This window comes from Corynebacterium sp. HMSC22B11, assembly GCF_001815965.1.
In the GTDB taxonomy this organism is placed as follows: Bacteria; Actinomycetota; Actinomycetes; order Mycobacteriales; family Mycobacteriaceae; genus Corynebacterium.
Genome location: NZ_KV823469.1, coordinates 12362 through 35369, shown reverse-complemented (window position 1 = coordinate 35369; position 23008 = coordinate 12362). Strand labels below are relative to the sequence as shown.

The 23008-nt window shown below is 66.7% G+C and carries 17 protein-coding genes and 1 tRNA gene; 5 read left to right on the top strand and 13 right to left on the bottom strand.

The annotated features are described in order from the left end of the window. Positions 1 to 68 precede the first annotated feature (68 nt). Positions 69 to 1904, top strand: coding sequence for an FUSC family protein (locus tag HMPREF3088_RS00410; protein ID WP_070757539.1), 1836 nt, complete (start codon positions 69 to 71; stop codon positions 1902 to 1904). On the opposite strand, the gene HMPREF3088_RS00405 is transcribed toward HMPREF3088_RS00410, so the two are convergent. The 3 genes from HMPREF3088_RS00405 to HMPREF3088_RS10025 all read right to left on the bottom strand — a co-directional run bounded on the left by HMPREF3088_RS00405 (position 1894) and on the right by HMPREF3088_RS10025 (position 4585). Further along, on the bottom strand, positions 1894 to 3009 hold the full coding sequence (locus HMPREF3088_RS00405) for an SLAC1 family transporter (protein WP_168167030.1): 1116 nt from the start codon (positions 3007 to 3009) through the stop codon (positions 1894 to 1896). The two genes, HMPREF3088_RS00410 and HMPREF3088_RS00405, sit on opposite strands and share 11 nt — an antisense overlap. Positions 3010 to 3078: 69 nt before the next feature. Then, positions 3079 to 3151, bottom strand: a tRNA-Thr gene (locus HMPREF3088_RS00400). Between the two features lie 87 nt (positions 3152 to 3238). After that, a complete protein-coding gene (locus HMPREF3088_RS10025; protein ID WP_141759406.1) occupies positions 3239 to 4585 on the bottom strand; it encodes a DNA polymerase III subunit delta' in 1347 nt (448 codons plus the stop codon). On the opposite strand from HMPREF3088_RS10025, the gene HMPREF3088_RS00390 reads away from it, so the two are divergent. Beyond that, entirely contained in the window at positions 4584 to 6110 is a 1527-nt protein-coding gene (locus HMPREF3088_RS00390; RefSeq protein WP_083317274.1) for an adenylate/guanylate cyclase domain-containing protein, read from the top strand. The genes HMPREF3088_RS10025 and HMPREF3088_RS00390 overlap by 2 nt on opposite strands. Positions 6111 to 6261: 151 nt before the next feature. On the opposite strand, the gene HMPREF3088_RS00385 is transcribed toward HMPREF3088_RS00390, so the two are convergent. The 3 genes from HMPREF3088_RS00385 to HMPREF3088_RS00375 form a co-directional block, all read right to left on the bottom strand. After that, positions 6262 to 7728, bottom strand: a complete 1467-nt coding sequence (locus HMPREF3088_RS00385) for an ATP-binding protein (protein ID WP_210401463.1) — start codon at positions 7726 to 7728, stop codon at positions 6262 to 6264. Between the two features lie 178 nt (positions 7729 to 7906). After that, positions 7907 to 10840, bottom strand: a complete 2934-nt coding sequence (topA, locus tag HMPREF3088_RS00380) for a type I DNA topoisomerase (protein ID WP_070757532.1) — start codon at positions 10838 to 10840, stop codon at positions 7907 to 7909. Positions 10841 to 11145: 305 nt separating this feature from the next. After that, positions 11146 to 11349 (bottom strand): cold-shock protein, encoded by a 204-nt coding sequence (locus HMPREF3088_RS00375; RefSeq protein WP_012361084.1) that lies wholly within the window; start codon positions 11347 to 11349, stop codon positions 11146 to 11148. A gap of 329 nt (positions 11350 to 11678) precedes the next feature. On the opposite strand from HMPREF3088_RS00375, the gene HMPREF3088_RS00370 reads away from it, so the two are divergent. Beyond that, positions 11679 to 14174: a DEAD/DEAH box helicase gene (locus tag HMPREF3088_RS00370; protein ID WP_210401462.1), complete on the top strand. Its 2496-nt coding sequence runs from the start codon at positions 11679 to 11681 to the stop codon at positions 14172 to 14174. Between the two features lie 498 nt (positions 14175 to 14672). Beyond that, positions 14673 to 16136 carry a lipase family protein gene (locus tag HMPREF3088_RS00365; protein ID WP_070757528.1) on the top strand — a complete coding sequence of 488 codons (1464 nt, stop codon included), beginning with the start codon at positions 14673 to 14675 and terminating at the stop codon, positions 16134 to 16136. 250 nt (positions 16137 to 16386) lie between these two features. Here HMPREF3088_RS00365 and HMPREF3088_RS00360 read toward each other — a convergent pair whose 3' ends face one another. The 6 genes from HMPREF3088_RS00360 to HMPREF3088_RS00335 all read right to left on the bottom strand — a co-directional run bounded on the left by HMPREF3088_RS00360 (position 16387) and on the right by HMPREF3088_RS00335 (position 20843). Continuing rightward, complete coding sequence (locus tag HMPREF3088_RS00360) at positions 16387 to 16692, bottom strand: Rv3654c family TadE-like protein (protein WP_070757526.1); 306 nt, start codon at positions 16690 to 16692, stop codon at positions 16387 to 16389. After that, positions 16670 to 16990, bottom strand: coding sequence for a hypothetical protein (locus tag HMPREF3088_RS00355; protein WP_070757523.1), 321 nt, complete (start codon positions 16988 to 16990; stop codon positions 16670 to 16672). The genes HMPREF3088_RS00360 and HMPREF3088_RS00355 overlap by 23 nt, the downstream gene beginning before the upstream one ends. Continuing rightward, positions 16991 to 17263 carry a DUF4244 domain-containing protein gene (locus HMPREF3088_RS10810; protein ID WP_256374466.1) on the bottom strand — a complete coding sequence of 91 codons (273 nt, stop codon included), beginning with the start codon at positions 17261 to 17263 and terminating at the stop codon, positions 16991 to 16993. 139 nt (positions 17264 to 17402) lie between these two features. Continuing rightward, a complete protein-coding gene (locus HMPREF3088_RS00345) occupies positions 17403 to 18572 on the bottom strand; it encodes a type II secretion system F family protein (RefSeq protein WP_070757521.1) in 1170 nt (389 codons plus the stop codon). Beyond that, positions 18569 to 19831, bottom strand: coding sequence for a TadA family conjugal transfer-associated ATPase (locus HMPREF3088_RS00340; RefSeq protein ID WP_070757519.1), 1263 nt, complete (start codon positions 19829 to 19831; stop codon positions 18569 to 18571). The genes HMPREF3088_RS00345 and HMPREF3088_RS00340 overlap by 4 nt, the downstream gene beginning before the upstream one ends. Then, on the bottom strand, positions 19818 to 20843 hold the full coding sequence (locus HMPREF3088_RS00335; RefSeq protein WP_246817956.1) for a hypothetical protein: 1026 nt from the start codon (positions 20841 to 20843) through the stop codon (positions 19818 to 19820). Before HMPREF3088_RS00335 ends, HMPREF3088_RS00340 begins: the two co-directional genes overlap by 14 nt. A gap of 348 nt (positions 20844 to 21191) precedes the next feature. Between HMPREF3088_RS00335 and HMPREF3088_RS00330 the strand changes: the two genes are divergently transcribed. Continuing rightward, positions 21192 to 22088: an HAD family hydrolase gene (locus HMPREF3088_RS00330; protein ID WP_015382017.1), complete on the top strand. Its 897-nt coding sequence runs from the start codon at positions 21192 to 21194 to the stop codon at positions 22086 to 22088. A 29-nt stretch (positions 22089 to 22117) separates the two neighbouring features. Here the strand turns inward: HMPREF3088_RS00330 and HMPREF3088_RS00325 are convergent, their stop codons facing one another. Further along, a complete protein-coding gene (locus tag HMPREF3088_RS00325) occupies positions 22118 to 22912 on the bottom strand; it encodes a Fic family protein (protein ID WP_173362325.1) in 795 nt (264 codons plus the stop codon). Positions 22913 to 23008 lie beyond the last annotated feature (96 nt).

Sequence of the window (23008 nt, the reverse complement as noted above, 5' to 3'; positions counted from 1 at the left end):
AACCACTGGCTACCCGCCGCATCAACCCTGCAATTTTCGCGCACAACCCGCGCGCTAGACTCGACTGAGTGACAGTTTCGGGAGATCAGAATAGGCAGGGCCCACCAGCAGCGGGCAAAAGTTCAGTCGACCGTATCTTCGGCACGGATGCCGACTCCTTCGGCGTCCGCGCCCTCCCCGATGCTCCTTCCCCGCCCTCGATGCGGGCGATGCTGCTGACCTTCAACTCCTTCCGCCACCAGGTTCCCCGCGCCATCCGCGCCGCCCTGGCGATCTTGATCCCGGGCATCATCGGTTACCTTCTGGGATTCGGCGCCGAGCTGCTGCTCGTCTCCGCGGGCGCTGTGCTCCTCATCAACGGTGAGAACAAGCCCTACCGCGAGCGTTGGAAATCACTCCTGCGCTATGGGCTGCTCTTCACCAGCCTGACCTTAGGTTTCCGTCTGCTCGGCATCTGGAGCCATTCCCACGGCCAGATGGACTTCTCCGAAGGGATCGGCGGGGTCATCGCCAACCCGCGTGGCGCGCTCATCGCCTACCTGCCACTGATGCTTTTCCTCGCCGTGTGCGTGGTCTGCGTCTACGTGACGATGTGTCTGCGCCTGACCCCACCGGGGCCGTATTTGATGTTGTTCGTCACCGGCGGGCTGATGGTCAACAAGATTTCCATCTCGCTCTCAGCCACCCTGATCTGGTCGATCATCGGCGCGGTCTCCGGGTTCATCATCAGCATGTCCGGCTGGCTGGTCGACAAGCACGGCCCGGAACGCAAGGCGGTGGAGGACGCCGAGGCCGCCGTCGCTGACTACTTGGAGGCCCGGACCAAGGAGGCACCGGCCGAGTACGAATCCCTCAAGCTCACCGCCGCCGGCGCGATCCACCGCGCCTGGTCGATGCTTGCCCACGCGGGCGCCATCCACGGCGGCGCGATCACCCCGGAGGCTCGGGGAACGAAGAGCGAGGAGCTCGTGCACCGCATGCTCAGCGCGCAACACCGCTGGGCCACCGCCGATCCGGATGCCAAGGCGCAGCGCCACTCCCCTTCCGACCGGCGCACGATCCCCCTCGCCTCCCCCGGGGCGTGGGCCAAGCTAAAGCGGCAGTGGCACCGCGACTCCCACCCGATGGTCACCGCGCAGCGCGTCGCACTCGCGGGGCTAGGCGTATCCATCCTCTCCACGGTGCTGGGCCTGGGACGACCGGACTGGGCCATCACCTCCGTGATGCTGCTGCTGGGCCAGGGGCCTTATCGCATGGCGGGCACGGTGCGCTGCATCCACCGCATCGCGGGCTCCGTCATCGGCATCCTGCTGTACCTGGCCTTCTACCAGCTGCACCCGGGCATCCTGATGGACCTCTTCGGGCTGGCCGTGGCCATGGCCTGCACGGAGCTTTTCATTGCCGCGAACTACGGGCTGGCGATGGTCTTCACCGCTCCGCTGGGGCTCATGATGGCTGGCCTGGGCAGCGCCCCGATCGGGCAGACGGCCATGGACCGCGGCGCAGAGCTGGTGATCGCCTCCCTGCTCGCCGTTCTGGCCATCTGGCTCTTCCGCCCCAATAACCTCCAGAAGACCGCCGAGCTCAACTACGCCTACCTGCTGACGTCGATAAAAAAGATGATCGAGAGCCTACGGACCAGCCCGATCGACGACGCCATCCTGGACCGCCGCGAGCTGCGCTACGAGCTCAACGAGTCGCGGGCGGTGACGAATGCGTGCGCCAACGAGTCCTATGAGTGGCGGCAGGAACAGTGGGACCACCACGCCGCCGCGCAGCTGGTCGCCCACGAGGTGCTGCGGGTCGGCGCGACAGCCGCGCACTCGGCCCTGGACAAGGTCCCGGGCGGCGACGTCAAGAAACTGGCTGCGCTGTACGGCAAACTCTCCCCGGCTAGCGTGTAGCGCGCACCTTCACGATCGCCGTGAGGGTCGCGACTGCGCAGAACGTCCAGGTGCAGCACAACGCAACGAGGCTGCCGGTGCCCACGACGCGCGGGATCACCTGCCACGGCCCGGTCATGGTCTCCGCCATCATGGCCGCGCCCAGCGCCACGGTGCCGATGGGGAAGGTCAAGGCCCACCAGCCCGGGGTGAAGTTCATGCGCTCCCGGAAGCCGTAGATCGTGCGAATCACCGCGAAAGCCAACACGGGAATGCCGATGACCAGCGCCACCCAGCCATAGGCGTGGGCGAGCCAGGTGACCGCGGGGGTCGCCGAGGGCAGCATCACGAACTCCGCCTGGGCGGCGATGGACTGGGCTGCGGCGATAGACTGGCCGACCACGCCCAGCGGAATCCAGGTGGAGATGGAGGCGTCCACCGGCAGCGGGTGATAGAAGAAGTGGCTGCGATAGGCCAGCGTGAACAGCAAAACGGCGAAGAACAGCGCCAGAAAGAAGAACGCGGTCACCGCCAGCACCAGGACCACCGTGAGCTGCTCGGAAGCGACGTCGTCGACAAGGCTCGCGCCCGTCGTGGCGGAGACCATCGGCGGGACGACCGCCAGCCCCCAAGCCGGGACGGGGTGGTTGCCCCCCTTCTCCATGAGCCGCAGTGCGACCCGGAAGGTGGTGAACAGGCCGATGAGGGTGCCGATCAGCCAGAGTGTGGCGGCCACGGCGATAACCCAGTCGGCGGGGGCGGAGTCCGTCAACCCGGCGCGGGGAGTCGCCGCAGTCCCGAAGGGCAGCAGCGGGCCGACGTTGTGGATCGCCGAGCCCGTCGCGGTCATGCCCATGGAGACGGTGCCCCAGGTCGGGAGGATCGACATGTCCCGCCAGGTGTTCGCGAACATCCCGGGGTTGCGGCGAGCGTTGACCGTGAAGCCGGCCCCCAGGCCGATGAGCAGGACGAATGCGAGGAACATCAGCGCCGTTGCCGGGTACAGCAGCCAGCCATGCTCCGGGACCTGGCGACCGAGCAGGGAGGACAGGATGGCCGTACCCATGACCGAGGGGAACCACACCGGGCTGGCGGGCGGCAGCGCGCTGGGCCAGATGGACGTCATGGGCATAGTGTAGTGGTGAAATGCGAAACGGCCACTACCGCTTGCGCTGGTAGTGACCGTTTTTAGGTGAGCCGCCTGCGAGAATCGAACTCGCGACCTTTTCATTACGAGTGAAACGCTCTGCCGACTGAGCTAAGGCGGCGCGCAAAAACCCAGAGCCTAAAGCTCAAGCATTCTTACGGAGGATCATCGTAGCGGACAGCAGCGCGAAGACACAAAACCGAGCGAGCTAGCTCACCCGGCACGCTTCCCGCAGCGCACCGCCCAGCGCGTCGAGCGCAACCTCCGGTTTCACATTCATCCCCAGGGTCTCCCGGCAGGCCGACACCGCGTCGATGCATCGGACCAGCGCTTCCGGGGAGTTCCGGCGCGCGAGCTCACCCGAGGTGGCGCGCATATCCGGGTGTTGGAACCCACCCACGGGCTGCAGGCCGTGGGCCGCGGCCGCGGTGCCGTCGGTGTCGCCTGTGGCCACCTCGGCGGCGTCAGCCGAACCACCCACCGGCTCCACCGCGCCCGCCGCCTGCAGCATCGCGTCGCGGTACAAACCCACAACGTCGATCAAGGCTAGGTCCAGCGCGTCGCGCACCATCCGGGTCCGGCGGTTCTTCTGCTCCCGTTCCAGCTCCTTCATCTGCCCTGCCGAGCCACGCTGCGCCTTCGCAGCGCCACGGCCCTTCGCCCCCACCCCCAGGGACTCCTCCAGCGCCTCGCGTTCCTTCGCCTCGACCGTCTCCACCTGGGCGGCGACCTCCTCAGTCGCCTTCGCCACCAATTGAGAGGTGAAGCTGAACAGGCGCGCGCCCTCGTAGACCATCTGCGGCAGCTTCAGCGCCGTCGCTCTCTTCGTCCGGGCTGCCTCGTCACGCGCCAGGTGCCGGGCTCGGCCAATGTGCCCGCCGGACACCCCAGCGGCCCATCGCGCCTGCTCCTGCGTAATGCCCAGGGAGGCGTCCTGAAGAAGAACATCCTCCACCTGCTGCGGCGACGGGGTCGGGATGTAGACGTGGCGGCAGCGGGAACGCAGCGTGATCGAGATGTCCAGCGGGTCGGTGGACGGGGCGCAAAGCACAAACACGGTGTGCGCGGGTGGCTCCTCCACGGACTTCAGCAGTGCGTTCGAACCGGCCTCGTTGAGACGGTCGGCGTCCTCGACAACGACGACCCGCCACCGGGAGACGGTGGGCATCGACGCGGCGGAACTGATGACCTCCCGGACGTCTTCGACGGGGATGACGGAGCCGGTCGTCGCGATCCACACGATGTCCGGGTGTGTTCCGGCGGCCGCGGACTGGCACTGCTCGCACTCCCCACAACCCCCATTCGGGCACACCAAACCCGTGGCGAAAGCCTTGGCCGCGATCGATCGCCCCGAACCGGGCGGGCCGGTGAACAGCCAGGAGTGCGTCATCGCCTGCGGGTTCGCCACCGCGCCCGCGAGCAGCTCCCGAACCGGCTGGGCGGTGATCTTGCGCCACACGCCGCCGCCGGCCACGGGGTCGAATCCAGAGCTATCCACGTTCACGAAGCACAGTCTAGCCCCCGCTGTAGACGGGTTCGATAATGTAATAGCCATGCAACAATTCGCGCGCTACTTGAAATGGGTCTGGGGCACCTACTGGCCCTTGTATGCCGCGATGATTCTGATGACGAACGTGGTCGGCGCGATCGCCGTCGCGACCTTCCTGCGCTTCCTCATCCCCCTGCGCGGTGCACGCGAGCTGACCAGCCCAAACACCGTCACCTCGATTGCTTATTTGAGTTATTTCATCTTCGCGATCGTGGCCGGCGTGGTGTTCACGCTGATCTTCTTCGCCCCCGTGCTGCGCTGGCAACGCAACCCCGATGCCTATGACCCCAACATGATCCGGCATCTGGTGCTGCGCATCCCCTTCCTGCAGTCCGTGACGGGTGCGGTGCTGTGGGCCATCGGGGTGGTGATCTTCACGACGGTGGCCGCGCAGTTCTCCTCGCGGTGGGCGATTACGGTTGCCGTGACCGCCGTGCTGGGCGGGTTGATGGTGACGTTGATGACGTACATGGAGGCCGAACGGCTGGTTCGCCCCGTCGCCGCCCGCGCCCTCGAGCAGGGTTCCCTGGAGCAGTCCGACCTTTCGCCGATGTCCACCCGCCTCATGGCGACCTGGGTGCTGACCAACGCGGTGCCGGTGCTGGGCATCCTGCTGCTGATTTTCGCGCAGGCCCGGAGCTTCTTCGACGGCTCAATGGAGGACCTGATCCCGGCGCTCGTGGCCCTGGCAGTCACCGCCCTGGTCACCGGTTTCCTGGGTGCGCGCTTGAGCGCGATGAGCGTGGTGGACCCGGTGCGCGAGCTGCAGTTCGCCATCAACCAGGTGCGCCGCGGGAACCTGGAAACCACGGTGCGCATCTACGATTCCTCCGAGATCGGCGTGGTGCAGGCTGGGTTCAACGAGATGATGCGCGGCCTGCAGGAGCGCCAGCAGGTCTCGGACCTTTTCGGCCGCTACGTGGGCACGGAGGTCGCCCGCCGCGCGCTGGAGGAGGACCCGGAGCTGGGCGGCGAGTCCCGCGACGTCGCGGTGCTGTTCGTGGACGTCATCGGTTCCACTGGCTTCGCCACGCAGCGTTCCCCGGAGCACGTGGTCTCCGCGCTCAACGAGTTCTTCGACCGCGTCGTGGAGGTCGTCCACGAGCACAAGGGAATCATCAATAAGTTCCAGGGCGACGCCGCGCTCGCCGTCTTCGGTGCCCCGCTGCCCCTTGAGGACGCCGCTGGCCACGCGCTGGCTGCCGCCCGGGAGATGCACTCCAAGCTCACGGATCTGGAGTTCGAAGCGGGCGTTGGCGTGGCTGCGGGTTCGGTCGTCGCCGGTCACATCGGCGCGAAGGATCGCTTCGAGTACACCGTCATTGGCGACGCCGTGAACCAGGCGTCCCGCCTGACGGACTTGGCGAAGGACACTCCAGGTCGCGTGCTGACGAGTGCTGCGACGGTGCGGCTGGCCAATGAGGCAGAGCAGCGTCGCTGGACGATGCTGAAGTCTGTGGAGCTGCGCGGCCGCCGCCAGATGACGCAGCTGGCCCGCCCGGTGCGCGCCACTCTCGCGGACCGCCACTAGGCGGCAGACTGGTTGCTTGGCGGCGGGCTTTAAATCTTCTTGACTGCTGCGAGGGGCATCTTCTCACTCATCTTCGTACTTACTTCTCACTGTACGAAGATGAGTACGAAGTTAAGTGAGAAGTTCGACTAGCGCCCTGCCACGGGCCACATTAGGGACAGAGTCGATAACGCTGCTTGGGACTACGATCCGGCTCAGTGCGCTCTACAATCCCTTCTGCAATAAGCTCGTTCAGCGCCTTAAGAACAGCCGACCTACTCAATGCCGTCTTTTCCGTCAGCTCGCTCGTCGATGCAGAAGAAAGGCCTCTCAACTGTTCCAAAACTATATCTCGAGCAGTTCCATACCGCTCTTGCGGAGCCACTTTGCGCCGATAGAAAGTCACAGTAAAGCTGTTCAGAGTATTGAGATAGTGAGGCGGTGGCATAAGCGCATCTGCCAACGCCGTCTGCATCGTATCTATCCCGGTACCTCGGTTTTCTGCGACAATACCTCCTCCTGGGAAGTGAACATCTTCAAGCAGGGTCGCAATACGCTGATTCCTGGTTGAACTCACACCGTCCATGCCCAAGCTATGAACGCTAACACCGCCGTAAAGGCCACCAGGGCTAGTAATCTCCAGGCGATCAACGAACATACTGATCTGCACGGGACTCCCTTGCGAGTGAGGCGAGTAGTCTCGGTGCATGAGAGCGTTCACTACAGCCTCGCGCACAGCAACGGGAGGGTAGTCCGGCAAGTCTCGGCGAAAAGCCCCGTCGATCATCGCACCAGTCCGCATATTTTTTTTCACAGTCGCGACCGACTCCCCCACCAGCTCCGGAATATTTCCTGTTATCGTCTTCGAATCTAGAAGCCGGTACCCTTCCGTAACTTCCCCTTTTCTAGTGCCGGGGAACTGAGCAAAAGTAACCGCCAATCGTGGGAAAAATTCCTGCGGATACTCCCCCATGACGAGAAGAGAGGCCAAAGTGGGAGTTTCTCCGGCGGCGATACGCAGCCGACGAAGAGCCGTCTCGCGCCCCTTCGCAAAGGTCTTAGGCCGCCGCTCCTCCTGAAGACGCAGGTAGCTAGCCAGAACATCCTCATCAAGATCCTCAAGCAAAGCCCCCTCGACTGGAATCTCATCCCACTTAGGCTGAACCTTCTCCTCCAAAAGGCGATCAACCTCATAGTGCGACAGGCTAACGTCCCCGTCACCAGTGCGAATGAAGCTCCCGTTATAACGCCCTTTATCCGTGACATAACAGGGCTTATCGGCACTCGCGAGCTCCTCCACCTCAACAACGAGGAGAGTGGAGTCCTCGAAGGGAACGATATCCACCAGTGGCCTAACCGCCGGCGTAAGCTGTACGCACCTCTGCTCCAGCTGGTCTTGCACGGTTTTCGGGTCAAAATTTGGAACTGGCTGGAACCCGTCGGCTTCACTGAGTCCAATGATGATCACTCCACCATTGCCGTTAGAAAATGCGCTCAGCGTATCCCTAATGGACTTTCCCACCCCACTTTTAACTTCAATGCCCTGCTTATCAGTGCCGATAATACGCAGGTCATTGATAATTTTTTCTAGCTCTTCTCGCGTCACCTTCGCTCCTAGGTACGAGAACTTCTCACCCATCTTCGTACTTAACATATCAATTACGAAGATGAGTACGAAGTTATGTGAGAAGTTCATGCCTGAGCCAGCAGCCACAACGCACAGCAGAAAGCCCGGGTGGCGGCTCCTACTGGGAGCTACCACCCGGGCCTAGCACTACTTAAGCCCTAGACTTAGGTGCCCTAGCGCCGCTTGAGGCCTAAGCCTTCTTGGCCGCTTTCTTCGCGGTCTTCTTCGCGGTCTTCTTGGTGCTGCGCTTCGTGGCCTTCTTGGCTGCCTTCTTCGCAGTCTTCTTCGTGCTCTTGCGGGTGGACTTCGCCGGTCCCGCGGCAGCCTTCTCGGCGTCCTTCGCCCGGCGCTCCGAGAGCAGCTCGTTGGCCCGCGCGTCCGTCAGGGTCTCCGGGGTGTCCCCACGGCGCAGCGACGCATTGGTCGTGCCATCGGTGACATAAGGCCCGAATCGACCCTCCTTGACGGACATCGGCTTGCCGGAGACGTCGTTGTCCCCCAGACGCTTGAGCGGCGGCTTCGCGGCAGCGCGACCGCGGCGCTTCGGCTCCGCGTAGATGCGGCGCGCCTCGTCCAGCGTGATGGTGAACAGCTCCTCCTCGCTGCCCAGGGAGCGGGAGTCCGAACCCTTCTTCAGGTATGGGCCGTAGCGGCCATTCTGCGCGGTGATGACCTCCCCATCGGCGGGATCCACTCCCACCTCGCGCGGCAGGCTCATCAGCTTCAGCGCATCCTCCAGGGTGACGGTGGCCGGCTCCATGCTGGCGAACAGCGAGGCAGTCTTCGGCTTCAGGGTCTCCTCAAGGATCTCCTTGATCCGCTTGGCCTTCTTATTCTCGAAGGTCTTGGTCTCGCGCGACAGGGGCTTCTTGCCCTCCTTCGCGCGCTCGGCGTCCTCCTCATCGCGCTCGGCGAGGAAGACCTTCTCCGCCTTCGCGGTGACCTCGGCCTCCTCGTCCTCGCCCAGCACCTCGGTGACGTACGGGCCGAAGCGGCCCTCGCGGGCCACGATCATGCGCCCGTTCTCCGGGTTGCGGCCCAGCTCGCGGCCGGACTGCGGGGTGGCGAAGAGCTTCTCGGCGACCTCCAGGGTCAGCTCATCCGGGGTCATGGACTCCGGCAGATTCGCGCGCTGCGCTTCCTCCTCGCCCTTATCGTTCTTCACCATGCGCTCGAGGTAAGGGCCGTAACGGCCGACGCGGACGACGATCGGCACGCCGTTGGCGTCGTCGAAGAGGTGGAGGGAGTTCACGCGGCGGGCGTCGATGCTCTCCAGGTTCTGGGCGACCACATTCTTCAGGCCGTAGTTCTGGGAGCTGGTGCCGCCACCGAAGTAGAAGCCCTCCAGCCACTTCGTGCGGTCCTCGTTGCCCTCGGCGATGGCGTCCAGCTGGTCCTCCATAGCGGAGGTGAAGTCGTAGTCCACCAGCGCGCCGAAGTTCTGCTCCAGCAGCCCGACGACCGCGAAGGCCACCCAGCTCGGGACCAGCGCATTGCCACGAGGCAGGACGTAGCCGCGGTCCTGAATGGTGCGGATGATCGACGCGTACGTCGACGGACGCCCGATGCCGAGCTCCTCCATCTTCCGCACGAGGCTGGCCTCGGTGTAACGGGCCGGCGGGGTCGTCGTGTGACCGTCGGCGGTGACATCCTCCGCGGTGAGGAACACGCCCTCGGTGACCTGTGGGAGGCGCTTCTCCGCGTTATCGGCGACGTCCTTACCTTCCGCGGTGCGGGAGACCTCGACGTAGGCCTTCAAGAAGCCCGGGAAGGTGACGGTGCGGCCGGTGGCGGTGAACTCCACCTCGGTGCCCGCCTCCGGCTCGCCGGACGTGCCCGCGATGGTGACCTTCATGGAAGTACCGCGGGCGTCGGCCATCTGGGAGGCGACGGTGCGCTGCCAGATCAGCTCGTAGAGCTTGAACTCCTCGGCGTCCAGCTTCTGCGCGAGCTGGCCGGGGGTCTGGAATCGCTCGCCGGCGGGGCGGATCGCCTCGTGGGCCTCCTGGGAGTTCTTCACCTTGCGGGTGTACTGGCGCGGGCCATCCGCGACGAACCGCTGGCCGTACAGCTGGGCGGCCTGCGCGCGGGCGGCGTTGATGCCGGCGGTGGACAGCGTCGTGGAGTCCGTACGCATATAAGTGATGTAGCCGTTTTCGTACAGGCGCTGCGCGATGCGCATCGTGCGCTCCGAGGTGAAGCGCAGCTTCCGGCCGGCCTCCTGCTGCAGGGTGGAGGTCATAAAAGGCGGGTACGGGCGGCGGGTGTAGGGCTTTTCCTCCACATTTGCGACGTGCAGTTCCTCGCCCTTAATTCCGGACGCCAGCTGCTTGGCGCGCTGCTCGTCCAGGACCAGCGGGGTGCCGGACTTGCTGGACTTGAGCGTGGCGTCGTCCTTAAAGTCGCGACCCTGCGCGATGCGCTGGCCACCCACGGTGGCGAGCTTGGCCTGGAAGGACGCCGGGTCGCCGTCCAGCCGGGCGGCGGGGTCGATCGAGAGCTCGGCGGTCAGGTCCCAGTAGTCGGCGGCGCGGAAGGCCATGCGCTCGCGCTCGCGCTCGACAATCACGCGGGTGGCGACGGACTGCACACGACCTGCGGACAGGCGCGGCATGACCTTCTTCCACAGCACCGGGGAGACCTCGTAGCCATAAAGGCGGTCGAGCACACGGCGGGACTCCTGAGCGTCCACGAGGTTGTAGTCCAGCTCACGGGTGTTTTCCACGGCCTCAAGGATCGCGGACTTGGTGATCTCGTGGAAAACCATGCGGCGGACCGGCACCTTGGGCTTGAGGACCTCCAGCAGGTGCCAGGCAATGGCCTCGCCCTCACGGTCGGGGTCTGTCGCGAGCAGCAGCTCATCGACCTGCTTGAGCTTGGCACGCAGGTCAGCGACGCGCTTCTTCTTATCCGGGGAGACCACATAAAGGGCTTCGAAACCCTTATCCACATTCACGCCGAGGCGCGCCCACGGCTCCTTCTTATACTTCGCCGGAACGTCCGCGGCACCGCGTGGGAGGTCACGAATATGCCCAACTGAAGCCTCGACGATGTAATCGGACCCCAGCATTGGGGCGATCTTCTTGGCCTTAGTTGCAGACTCGACAATGACTAAACGCTTCACGTGACCTCCGCATGGATTTGCTCCTTAGATTGCCACAATAGGCAAGTGATACCTGCTTAGTGGAAATCGGGCGGTGTGTTATCCCCACCTTTTGAGGCAGCTTCCCACCCCTGCTGCAACCCCACCGGATGGTGCGAGAAGCCCGAAATAGGTTCTTGCTGCCGTTGGGGATTGAGGTTAGCGGGTGGCGCAGACACGGGGTGAAGAAAAGCAAAAGGGGACGGTGGAAACCACCGCCCCGGGGCGTTTGCTCTTCGCTGTGCCTACTGCCTAGTCGGCAGTCGGCTGCAGCTCATACTCGCTGCTTACAGCGGCTGGACGTTCTGAGCCTGCGGGCCCTTCGCACCTTCGCCGACCTCGAACTCGACCTTCTGATCCTCCTCGAGAGTGCGGAAGCCGCTGCTCTGGATCTCGGAGTAGTGGACGAAAAGGTCCGCGGAGCCATCTTCTGGGGCAATGAATCCATAGCCCTTCTCCGCGTTAAACCACTTCACAGTTCCCTGCGCCATTTTCAAACAACCTAACTTTCTTGGCGTACCAGCCCCGCCAACTTTCAGCGGAGCAGGGCCTTCACCGCCACATCAACGGTTGACACCGCGCATGGGATTGGGACCGTCCACCAGTGTGCCATGTTTCTTTCGCCACCGATAGGGGTTTTAGATGAACAATCGGTCGAACGCTTAATGCATCGCTGCCAGGCGCCGCTTCCGGCTCGCTTCCGGGCAGCCAACGCAACCTCCCCAAGCCGCACAACCCAGCCGCGACGCACCGCCCCATCAGGCCGTCCCGTCAATCCGCCCCGTGGCGTGTCTGATGCTCGGGCTAGACTGCCCTCATCATGGCTGAGCAGTCCTCCACCCCCACCTCCGGCGCAGGCGGTGCGCCTGATTCCCACGGCGCAGGCAGTGCGCCCCATCCACCCAATCCCGGCAGTGTGCCCAATTCCCTCGGCGCCGAACTCATCGAGGACTTGCGCGCGGCCATGCCGGACTCCACCGTCACGCACGTCCGCCACGTCCCGGCGCGCTTGTCCACCCCCGCGGACTGGCCCGACTGGATTCTCCCTTCGCTCAGGGAGACGCTGCGCCGAGGTGGCGTCGTACAACCGTGGTCCCACCAGGCCGAAACGGCACAGCATGCGTGGGAGGGCAGGGACGTCATCGTCGCGACCGGAACCGCTTCCGGCAAGTCGCTGGGCTACCAGCTGCCGATCCTCACCACCCTGGCCGAGGACCCGACCGCCACCGCGCTGTACCTGGCCCCAACGAAGGCGCTGGCGCAGGACCAGATGCAGTCCCTGGCCCGGCTGTGCGCGGCGACCCCGGAGCTCGCGGACGTCATGGTCGCCACCTACGACGGCGACACCCCGCCCGAGGCCCGGCGCGCGATCCGGGAGCAGGCGCGGATCATCGTGACGAACCCGGACATGCTGCACGCCTCCATCCTCGGCAATCCGAAGCGGTGGACACGGCTGCTGAAAACCCTGCGCTACCTGGTGGTTGACGAGTGTCACGTCTACCGCGGGGTGTTCGGTGCGCACGTGGCGATGGTCCTGCGGCGGCTGCTGCGGCTCGCCCCGGGGGCGGGTTCTTCCGGTTCGGGGCTGGCTGGTCCGTCGTCGGTGGCAGGCCCATCTTCAGTCACCGGCTCGGAATCGAGGACGTCAGGCCCCACCGTCATCATGGCCTCCGCGACCAGTGTGGATCCCGCGGCTCATGCGCGTCGGCTGACCGGGCGGGCCGAAGTCGTGGCGGCGACAGAGGACGGCTCGCCGGCGGGTGAGCGCACGATCGCGTTGTGGGAACCCGGATTCCTGGAAGGCGTGGAGGGCGAGCACGGCGCGCCGGTGCGGCGCAGCGCGAACTCGGAAGCTGCGGAGGTCATGGCCCGGGTCATCGCCGCAGGCGCGCGAACCTTGAGCTTCGTCCGCTCCCGTCGCGGGGCGGAGATCGTGGCCCTGGCGGCCGCAGAGGAGCTCGGCGGAATGGGCCGGGCGGAGGATGCCGCGCGGGTGGCCGCCTACCGGGCCGGATACACCCCAGAAGACCGCCGCTACCTGGAAAAGGCCCTGGACGAAGGCGAGCTGCTGGGCGTGGCCGCAACCAACGCACTGGAGCTCGGAATCGACGTGGGCGGGCTGGACGCCGTCGTCGCCGCTGGATTCCCCGGCACCATCGCGAGCTTCCGGCAGCAGGCTGGGCGTGCGGGGCGGCGCGGGCAGGGGGCGCTGGTGGTGCTGGTCGGCGCGGATGATCCGATGGATACCTACCTCATCCACCACCCGTCGGACCTGCTGGACCGGGAGGTGGAGAATACGGTTTTCGATCCGCACAATCCCTATGTGCTGGCCGATCACCTGGTGTGCGCGGCTGCGGAGCGCTCGCTGAGCGATGCGGAGATCGCGGCGTGGCAGGGCGAGGCGGTGGCCGAGCACCTGATCTCCCGCGGGGTGCTGCGGCGGCGGCCGCACGGGGTGTTCGCGGACCTGCAGGCAGCGGAGCAGATCCACGGGCAGGTGGCGATCCGCGGCGGGGCGGCGGGCCAGGTGGCGATCGTGGAGTCGGAGTCGGGGCGCATGCTCGGCACGGTGGATGAGGCCCGCGCAGTCTCGGACGTGCACCCCGGTGCGGTGTATGTGCACCAGGGCGAGACGTACCTGGTGGATGACCTGGATCTTTCCGCAGGTGTGGCGTGGCTGCACCAGGCGAGCCCGGAGTACAGCACGCGGGTGAAGCGGGATACGGATATCCAGATTCTGCGCACCCGGGGCACCCGCCAGCTCGCGGAGGGGGTGTGGCTGGCGGACCTGAATGTGGAGGTCTCGCACACCGCGACTGGCTTTACCAAGCGGCTGCCGGGCGGGGAGATCATCGATAACGTTCCGCTGGATTACCCGCCGGAGCGGCTGCGCACGCGCGCGGTGGCGTACACGATCGCGCCTGACGTGTTGCTTGACCTGGGCCTTCCGGAGCCAACGTGGCCGGGAACCTTGCATGCGGCGGAGCACGCGGCAATCGGATTGTTGCCGCTGATCGCGACGTGCGACCGGTGGGATATCGGCGGGGTGTCGATCGTGCAGCACCCGGATACGGGACTGCCCACGGTGTTCGTCTACGACGGCTATACCGGCGGGGCGGGGTTCGCAGAGAAGGGCTTCGCGGATTTCGGCCGATGGATGGCCGCGACCGCGGAGGCCGTGGGGGCGTGCGAGTGTGAGGCTGGGTGCCCGTCGTGCGTGCAGTCCCCGAAGTGTGGGAATGGCAATGACCCGCTGTTCAAGACGGGCGCGCTGGAGCTGCTGCGTTTCCTGGCCGCCGCGACGGCGCGGGACTAGCGGGTCGGGACTAGCCGGGCGGGACTAGCGGGGCGGGACTAGCGGGGCAGGACTAGCGGGGCAGGACTAGCGGTGCGGGACTAGCGGGGCGGGGACTAGCGGGGCGGGACTAGCCGGCGCGCTGAACGCCCCATCGATACGTTTTGCAGAGTTTGATGCCGCTTTTCACCCGATTTCCGGCATCAAACTCTGCAAAACACGCTGAGGGAAGCCGGGGAGAAGCGAGGGGAAGCCGGGGAGAAGCCGCAGACAGGCCTAGCGGGACGGCGCGGCCTACGCCAATCCCCGCAACTCCCTCTGCGATCTGCGCAGCGCCCACGATGCACGGCGCCAGCGCTCCAGACCAGAGCGCGAGGGCGCAGCGCAATGACACAGCGCGAAACCACCGGACATCGCGAACCTTTCAGCGAAACCGGCGAAGCAGACAGACCGGGGCAGCTACTGTGATGACCACCAAGTATTTTTGCGCCCGAAGCTAATGATCTGGAAGGAACGCCGATGCCCGCCTTTCCTCGCTCACTGAACACTCGCACCCGCCGAACCACCGCCGCGCTGAGTGCCGCCACCCTGGCATTTGGGGTTCTTGCCGCTGGTAGCGGCGCTGCCACTGCTGCCCCTGGCTCCTCCACTGGCGGAGGCGGAAACCCGAACGCAGGCTCCTCCCAGGTCTTCGGTTCCATCGCGGACACGACTCCTCGCCCGCTGGTTAACCTCGGCGATCCGATGCGCGACCCAGCCCCGTACACCAAGCCCACCGCAGACTCCGGCCTCAAGTGGGACTCGGTTCCGGCAACCCCGGGCGAGCACATCGCCCAGGTCCCGCTCGATGAGTCGCTGCGCCTGGCCAATGCGGGCGCCCAGTACCGCGTCGCGCACTCCACAACTGACCAGCACGGAAAGGTCGTCGCCTCCACGGGCGCGATCTTCCTCCCCAAGGGCACCCCACCGGAGGGCGGCTGGCCGGTGCTCGCCTGGGCGCACGGCACGGTGGGCATGGATGACGTCTGCGCACCCAGCATCAACGACCGCGGCGAGCGCGATAGCGCCTACCTCAACCACTGGCTCTCCCAGGGCTATGCCATCGTCGCCACGGACTATGCGGGGCTCGGCACCCCGGGGCTCATGAGCTATCTCAACTCCCAGGCCACCGCGGATTCCGTCGTGGATTCCGTGATCGCCGCCCACAAGGCCGACCTCTCGGCGGCACTCCCCGCAGAGAGCAAGGGCCAGCCCGTGCTCTCCAAGAAGTGGGCCGTGATCGGCCAGTCCCAGGGCGGGGGCGCGGCACTGAACGTGGCACATGGCGCGACGTCCCGCTCCCAGCCCGCGGGCCTGGACTTCCGGGGCACCGTCGCCACCGGCGCCCCCGCGTATATCGAGGAAATCGTGCTCACCGGCGGCCCCACCTTCCCGGCTATCCCGCTGCCAGCTGGCCTGAACAGCTACGCGCTGTACATCCTCGCCGGATTCCGCGAGGCCAACCCCGATATCGACGTGGACTCCGCACTGACCGAGGAGGGTCGCAAGATGGTCGACGCCTCCCTGAAGAGCTGCCTCTCGGAAACCGCCGACGCCGTCCGCGGCACCAACCTCGCCCGCGCGTTCAAGAAGCCGCTGCGGGACGTCCCTGGCCTGCCGGAAGCGCTGCGGAAGTACATGGCGACCCCGACCACCGGTTACGACCGGCCGGTCTTCCTCGGCCACGGCCTGGCGGACATGGACGTCCCCACCCCCATCGGCCTCTCCCTGAACACGGAGATGTGGCTCAAGCAGTTCACCGGCAGCCCCCGCAACGCCCGCGTGGAGGTCCGCTGGTACCCGACCGACCACGGTGGCACGGTGCCGGCCTCCCAGGTGCACTCCACGCCGTTCCTGAAGTCCATCTTCAGCGACGACGCCGCCCCGGGCCCCGTTGGCTCGCTCGGTTCCGCGGATCCGGCGGCCACTCCCGCGAAGTCCTAGGGGCTAGGGGTAACCGCACCCCTCCCCCGCCCTTCTGATGCGTTTTGCAGAGTTTGATGCCGCTTTTCACCCATTTTCCGGCAACAAACTCTGCAAAACAGCCTTGGGGGGGGAGCCGCGGGGCTCACACCGTGGGGCTCGCGCGGGGCTCACACCCTGGAGCTCCCGACGGCGCACATACGCCGGCCACGGTCGGGCGCTCACGCCGAGGGCTCCCGCGGCGGGTCACACCGGGCTCCCGCGCGGGAGCTCACATGGGGCCGGCCACCGCCGACGCGTGACGGCCCTTCACCGCAACCTCCACGCCCACCGTGTCCGGCCCCTCCGGCCCCACCTCGCAGCCCACCAGCTCCGCGGCGTTGGCACGTGCGAAGATCTCAGCGATACCGCAGGCATCCTCGTCCCCGGCCACGTGCGCCTGCGCGGCAGACAGCGCCACCAGGTCGGCGGCGACCACCGCCCGCTGGTGCGCGTCTATCTGCCCGAAACCCAGCACTATCACCCCGCACAGGGCGATGAGCCCCAGGATGGAGCTAACTCCCGCTGTCGTCGGCATTGGGCTCCTCCAGGATCGACTCCTCCACGGTGACGTCGAACAGCGGGGCCTCCTTCGTCAGCCGCACCGTCACCATGGACCACGGCGTCTCCCCCACGGGCGAACGCGTGATCTCCACCGTCTCCCCCTCGCGGTTGGTGAGCTCGCCATCGGCCACCCCGAGGGCCGCCATGCGCGCGACATCCCGGGCACTCGAATGCGCCGCCATGCTGGTCGCCAGTGTGCTGAGCCCCGCCACCAGCAGGCCGACGGTCACGGCGATGGCGGTCAACACGGAGGCCCCCTCCACCGTGTTCATCTAATTACCCTCGCTCAGGGCACGCTCGAAGATGCCGCTCAGCGCGCTCTCCACTGCATCCGACGTCACCACCGTGTACAGCAGCGCACCGAGTGCCGCGGCCGCCACGCACCCGAGCGCATATTCAATCGTGCTCATCCCAGACTCGTCCTCGTACTGTGCCCTCGCAGCACCCCTAATCCACAGCTCAGCGCGCTGAAACAAGCTCAGCCCGCCGGACGTATCCGCAACCGCGATCTCCGTTGTCTGAGTGGCAGTGTTCTTGGTGTTCATGGTCATTGTTCTCTCCCTTTCGGTGTCTTTTTTCAGTGCTCTTGCGTCGCGTTTTTCGAATTTCGATTTCGCTCGTGGCTTTACTTCCCCTCGCTGCGATCCCCCCTCCTTTTCCTTTTCGACGTCGCCCCGGCCGGCCCTAGATCCCCGCCAGCCCGATGACCAGTGGAACCAGCCCGATGAGCACGAATGCCGGTAGGAAACACAGAGTCAACGGCGCGGCGACGGCGATGAGCATCCGCTCGGCACCCGCCTCGACCTGGTTCAGGCTGTGCTGGCGAATACGCCGAGCCTGGGCCTTCGCACCTTCGGCCAGCCTGGTCCCGGCCCTGGTCTGCTGAACCGCCTGGCGTGCCACGGGGCCATAGTGCTCGTGGGTTTTCAGTGGCTCCCAGGCCGCCTGGCCCGCACCCAGCTGGAGCAGCGGCTCGACATCATGGGCGGGCCCCTCCCCGGGCCCGACCGCCACGCCCCATGCCTTAGCCACCGGCAGCCCCGCCGCCAGGGCCAGAGCAAAGACGTCCAGGTGCCGGGCCACCGCCAGGGCCTCCCCGGTGGGCCCGGCGCGCCGGCCCACCCCACCCAGCACCTTGGCGGTCAGCGCCTCGGTCCACAGCACGCCGGCGCAGGCGAGCATCGCCCCGACGAGCAGGAGCCCAAGCCCGATCACGCTGCCGAAGAGCGTGCCGCCGGGGTCCAGGCCCATGCTCTGGCCGATGCCCACCGCCCCCACCGGCATTGCGAGCAGCAACACTTCCGTGAGCCGGGCGCCGGCCATCGCCGCTGCGGTTTTCTCCTGCTGGGCGGAGTGCGCCTCCAGGTCCGCGACGATGCTGTCCGCCAGTGGTGCGAAGCTCATGCCCGTGCGCTCTGCGAGCTCCCATAGCTCGCAGAACTCCTCAACATCCTGGGCCACCAGCTCGGCAGGGCTAATCCCCTCTCCAACCGCACGCCTGTCACCCGCAGGGCGAATCTCTCCCCGGTTCCGCAGCGCCGCCGCGGGGCTTGCACCCAGGCGGACCTGCGCGGCAATGAGCACCAGCTGTCCGCCGAGCCGCGTTCCCGCCTCTCCGGGTTTTCCATCCGATCCGCCCTGTTCGTCCTCGCAATCCACGGCCGCAGATTCCACCGCGTCCACCACCCGAGCCCCGGCCGCAACCTCCCGGGCGCAGCTATCTGCGAGATCCCGGAACACCTCCAACTGCCGGTGCTGGACCCGCCCATCACGGATCCGCACGCCCACCCGGTAGCCGGTGAACGCTCCCATCGAGGCCACGGCGGTCAGCGTCAACACGATCAACAAGGTCATGGCAGCTCCTCCCAACCGTCGAGGGAACGCCCGTCCCACACCGGTCGGAGCCGCAGCCCGCGGTGCTTACTTCCTTCCGGCACCGTTCCCGACGCCCTGTCCGTTACCGCGATCGTGGCCACACGCCGCCGACCACCCACGCGTTCCAGATGAACGACGACGTCGATCCCGTCGGCCGCCTGCGCATGCAGCGCCTCCGGGGTCATCCCCGCCATCGTCCCGAGCGCGGCCAGCCGCCCCGGCACTGCGGCCACCGAGTTGGCGTGCATCGTGCCGGCCGACCCGGCGTGCCCCGTGTTCAGGGCCACGAGCAGATCCGCGACCTCCGCGCCACGGACCTCGCCCACGACAATCCGGTCCGGCCTCATGCGCAGGCACTGCCGCAGCAGCAGCTGCATCCCGATCGCGCCCGCCCCATCAGCGTTCCCTTCGCGCGCGGCCAAAGCCACGACGTGCGGATGCACCGGCATGAGCTCCGGGGTGTCCTCCACCAACACGATGCGCTCGCGCTCAGGAACCTCCCCCAGCAGCGCGGCAAGCAGCGTCGTCTTCCCCGTTCCAGTGCCGCCCGTGACCAGCAGATTCTTGCGTGAAAGCACGAGCTTGCGCAGCACGTCGCGCACCTCGGCCGGCATCATCCCCGCCTCGCAGAGATCCTCCAGCCCCAGGCGCCCCCTCGTCAGCGTCCGCAGGCTCACGCACGCCCCACCCCGCGCCGGTGGCGAAAGCATCGCATGCACCCGCAGGGCCGCGGCGGGAATCCCGGGTGGCAGATCATCGATGATCCCGTCGGCGAAGGGCCGCGCGTCGTCCAGCCGCACCCCACACACCGCGGCGAGCCGCACCGCAAACTCCCGCACCTCGGGTGGCTCAAGGCTCACCGGGGTGCGCTCGACGCCGCTGCCCCGATCCGCCCACACCGCGCCGTCGGGGTTAACCACCACGTCGGTCACGCCCGGCTCCGCAAGCACCTCGGTGAGCACACCCAGCCCAGAGAGCTCCCGCTGGATATCCCGCAGTTGCCGCACAGTATCCGGGATGTTTTCATACGACGTCGCCCCGGTCACCGCCTCCATCGCGCTCAGGATCTCGGCCTCGCTGGCCTGCCTGGCGCCCTGCACTGCCAGCTGGTGGCGCACCTTATCCAGCAAAGAATTATCGGCGGCCACCGCTGCGTCGGCACCCTGCTCCGCGGTTGCCTCAGCCACGGCCCCTCCCGGGATCAGGCGCAGCTTGTTCAGCCCGTCAGCAATCCACATCGTGGGACCTCCCCAGCGCGCTCGCTCCCGGCAGGTGCCCCAGGATGCGCACGCCGAGCTGCAGGTCATTGACGCTCGCCTCCCCTGAACACCCATCTAGTGGCTCCGAGGCGATCGCCTCGTCCCACGGCCACAGCTCCACCGGAGCCCTGCCCAGCATCTGCCGCAGCGCGATCGGGGTCTCCAGTCCTGCTTCCTCCCGTAGGACGCCGACCGCCGGCACATCCGCCGCGTTCAGTTCCGCCAGGCAGCGGCCCAGCGCGTGCACCCCGGCCACGGTCGGGCGGGTCACGCAGACCACGAGGTCAGCGCCCCGAGCAGCCGGGCTTGGGGCACCTGCCGCCGCACTTCGCGATTCGGCCTGCCCCGCCAACGCCACGTTCCTGACATCCGCCATCGGGTTCACCCGGCCGCGATCCACCACCGCGACTCCCGCTGCGGGATAATCCGCGGCGCGCTCCGCCGCCTGCCCGTCCCCAGCACCGAGCCGCCGCGAGCGAAATCTCAGCCCTGCCCCGCCCGGCGCGACCGGCCACCCCTCCACCGGAACGCCCCCGCCCTCGCGCTCCCCGATGCCTTGCTCGCCCACGCGCCGCCCCGGCACGCCTTCCCAGCCACACAGCAGGTCCAACCCCACCGAATCCGGATCGGCGTCCACCAGGCTCACCGGGGTGGCGTCCTGAGAAAGGCAGTGCGCCAGGGCCAGCGCGAGATGTACCGCGAGGCTGCTGGTGCCCGCCCCACCTTGGACGCCGTGGACGTGGATGCGGGGAGTGTCGATCACTCCCAGCTCCTCGGCAAGTTGCAGCGCCCCACCAGCGGTCACGGGCTCGCTCAAAGCGCCGAGCAGGGCGTCGTCGATGCGGCGCAGCCAGAGGTGTTGACCGTTCGGAAACTTAGACTCTGCTTCGTCCTGGCGTAGCTGTTCCCGCCCGGTCGCCGCGACAGCCATGGCCACGGCATCAGCACTATCGTGGTCGGCCACGTCCACGATCACCGGCGTGCGCAGCATGCCCCGCAGCGCCTCAGCGTGCCGCGCTCGGTCTGATCGAAGTAGCTTGCTCCCCCATGCATTCATGGCTTCACTCTCACACGCAGGCACCGGGCACCGACAGGCCCGCGAACAGTCTGTGGATAGCCGTCCGCCGGGCCCGCTTTGCACCCCACTGCAGCCCCCAGGACCCGATTTTTCTGTGGACAACCCCGCCCCGCCGCGTCACCAGCCGCGCCGCCCACCACTCAGCACGCCCCATCACCCACCACGCCGCCACGCTATTCGTCCCATCACGCGACCGCACCCACCCACCAACACTGTGAAAACTGTGGACTTTTGTGAATATTGATACCTAGAATTGAGGCCGTGACGCCTCTACCCAGGATCAGCAACCGCATCGCGAGCCGCCGGACAGCCCCAGGGCGCTCGGCCCGGCGCACGCTCGCGGTGTTCGACCTGGATAAAACCATCGTGGACACCAGCGCCTCCATGGCCTACGGTCGCCCGATGGCCAAGCGCGGGATCATCACCACGGGGGAAATGTTGCGCATCGGCGCAATGCTGTTCAGCTACATGCTGACCACCCACACGGATGAGAACCTGGACGCCACCAAGGACGCCCTGTCTTCCATGATCCGCAACCGCCCCGCGGCCTCCCTGCGTGCCATCGCGGAGGACGCCCTGCAGGAGGTGCTGATCCCCTACGTCTACGCCGAGGCCCGCGACTTCATCTTCGAGCACCACAAGTTGGGGCACGACGTCGCCATCATCACCGCATCCGCCCGCGTCCTGGTGGACCCCATCGCCCGCGAGCTCCAGGCGGACTATCTGATCGCCACCGAGCTCGAGGAGATCGACGGCACGTATACCGGCAAGGTCCTGCACTTCAACAAGGGCCAGGCGAAGGTGGACAAGCTGATGGAGCTCGTCGAACGCGGCGGCTACGACCTCTCCCGCAGCTACGCCTACACGGATTCCCACACCGACCTGCCGCTCCTTGAGGCGGTCGGCCACCCCTATGCGATCAACCCGGATCGCCAGCTGCGCAAGATCGCCCGCGAGCGGGACTGGCCGATCGAGTATTTCAGCAAGCCCGAGCCCCTCTTCAAGCCGGGGAAGGTCCTGGCAGGCGCGGGGACGCTCGCGTTCCTCGGTGCGGCCGCCACCGGCGTAGTCCTGTGGTTGCGCCAACGTGCTCAGGACGTCGGTTCCGCCAGCGCCTCACCGCTCCTGGCGCGCCTCATGCCACGCCGCGCCTCATAGAACCAGCTGGGAGCACCCCAACCAGGCAGCTACTGCTTCGCGTCGGCGATGGACTTCGCCTCCAGCGAGCCCTCTGCCAACCCCTCGGCGTGGAAGATGATCCATTCGGCCATCGCCTCCGAACCACCCTTCGCGAACGCCGCGGCCTTCGCGCGGTACTCATCGCGGTGGCGGTTCCACCACACCTCCGGCACGCCCAGCCCGCGCGGGTCCAGGCCGCCGGTGATGGTCGCCAGCCGGGAGCAGGCGCGGGCCGTGACCCCGTTGGCGTCGGCGAAGGGCTCCAGGGTGAGCAGCTCGCCGTGAATGATGGCGGAGAGCACCACGGAATTAACCTTCGTGCCCCCGGCGATGAGGGAACCGAGCAGCTGCAGGCGGCCATCGGTGGCGCGCTTCGGACGGCCCGGCACGAGGAACTCCGCATTGTGGGCGGCCTTCGCGCGGAAGTTCTCATCCGACATCTGTGGCGAAGCCACCGCGTTGATCTTCGCGATCACCTGCATCGGGGCGCGCTGCCAGGTGGTGCGGGTCTCCGCGATGCCATCCGGGGCGAGCAGCTCTGCGGCACGCAGGGAACCAGCCAGGATTGGGTCTTCCACCTGGCCGTCCTCGGGCAGACGCGGGGTGCCGCCATCCAGCTGGGCGGAAGCACGCGCCCCACGCAGCACGGACTCGGACCCGGTGACATCCCAGCCGCGCAGGTTGGCCGGGTGGCGGTGCGCACGGGCGATGAAGTCGGAGGCCCGTTCGACGGCCTCGGGCACCCCGGGCAGCTCGGCGAGTGGGGCGAGGGGATCGGTAGTGAAACGACCTTCAGCAGACATGGCAACCACAATAATTCACCCCACCGCCCCACGCTGACCAATGGTCTGGCAAAATGGTGTGCAGTAATTTCTGCGCAGAATATTGACCGTTAATTG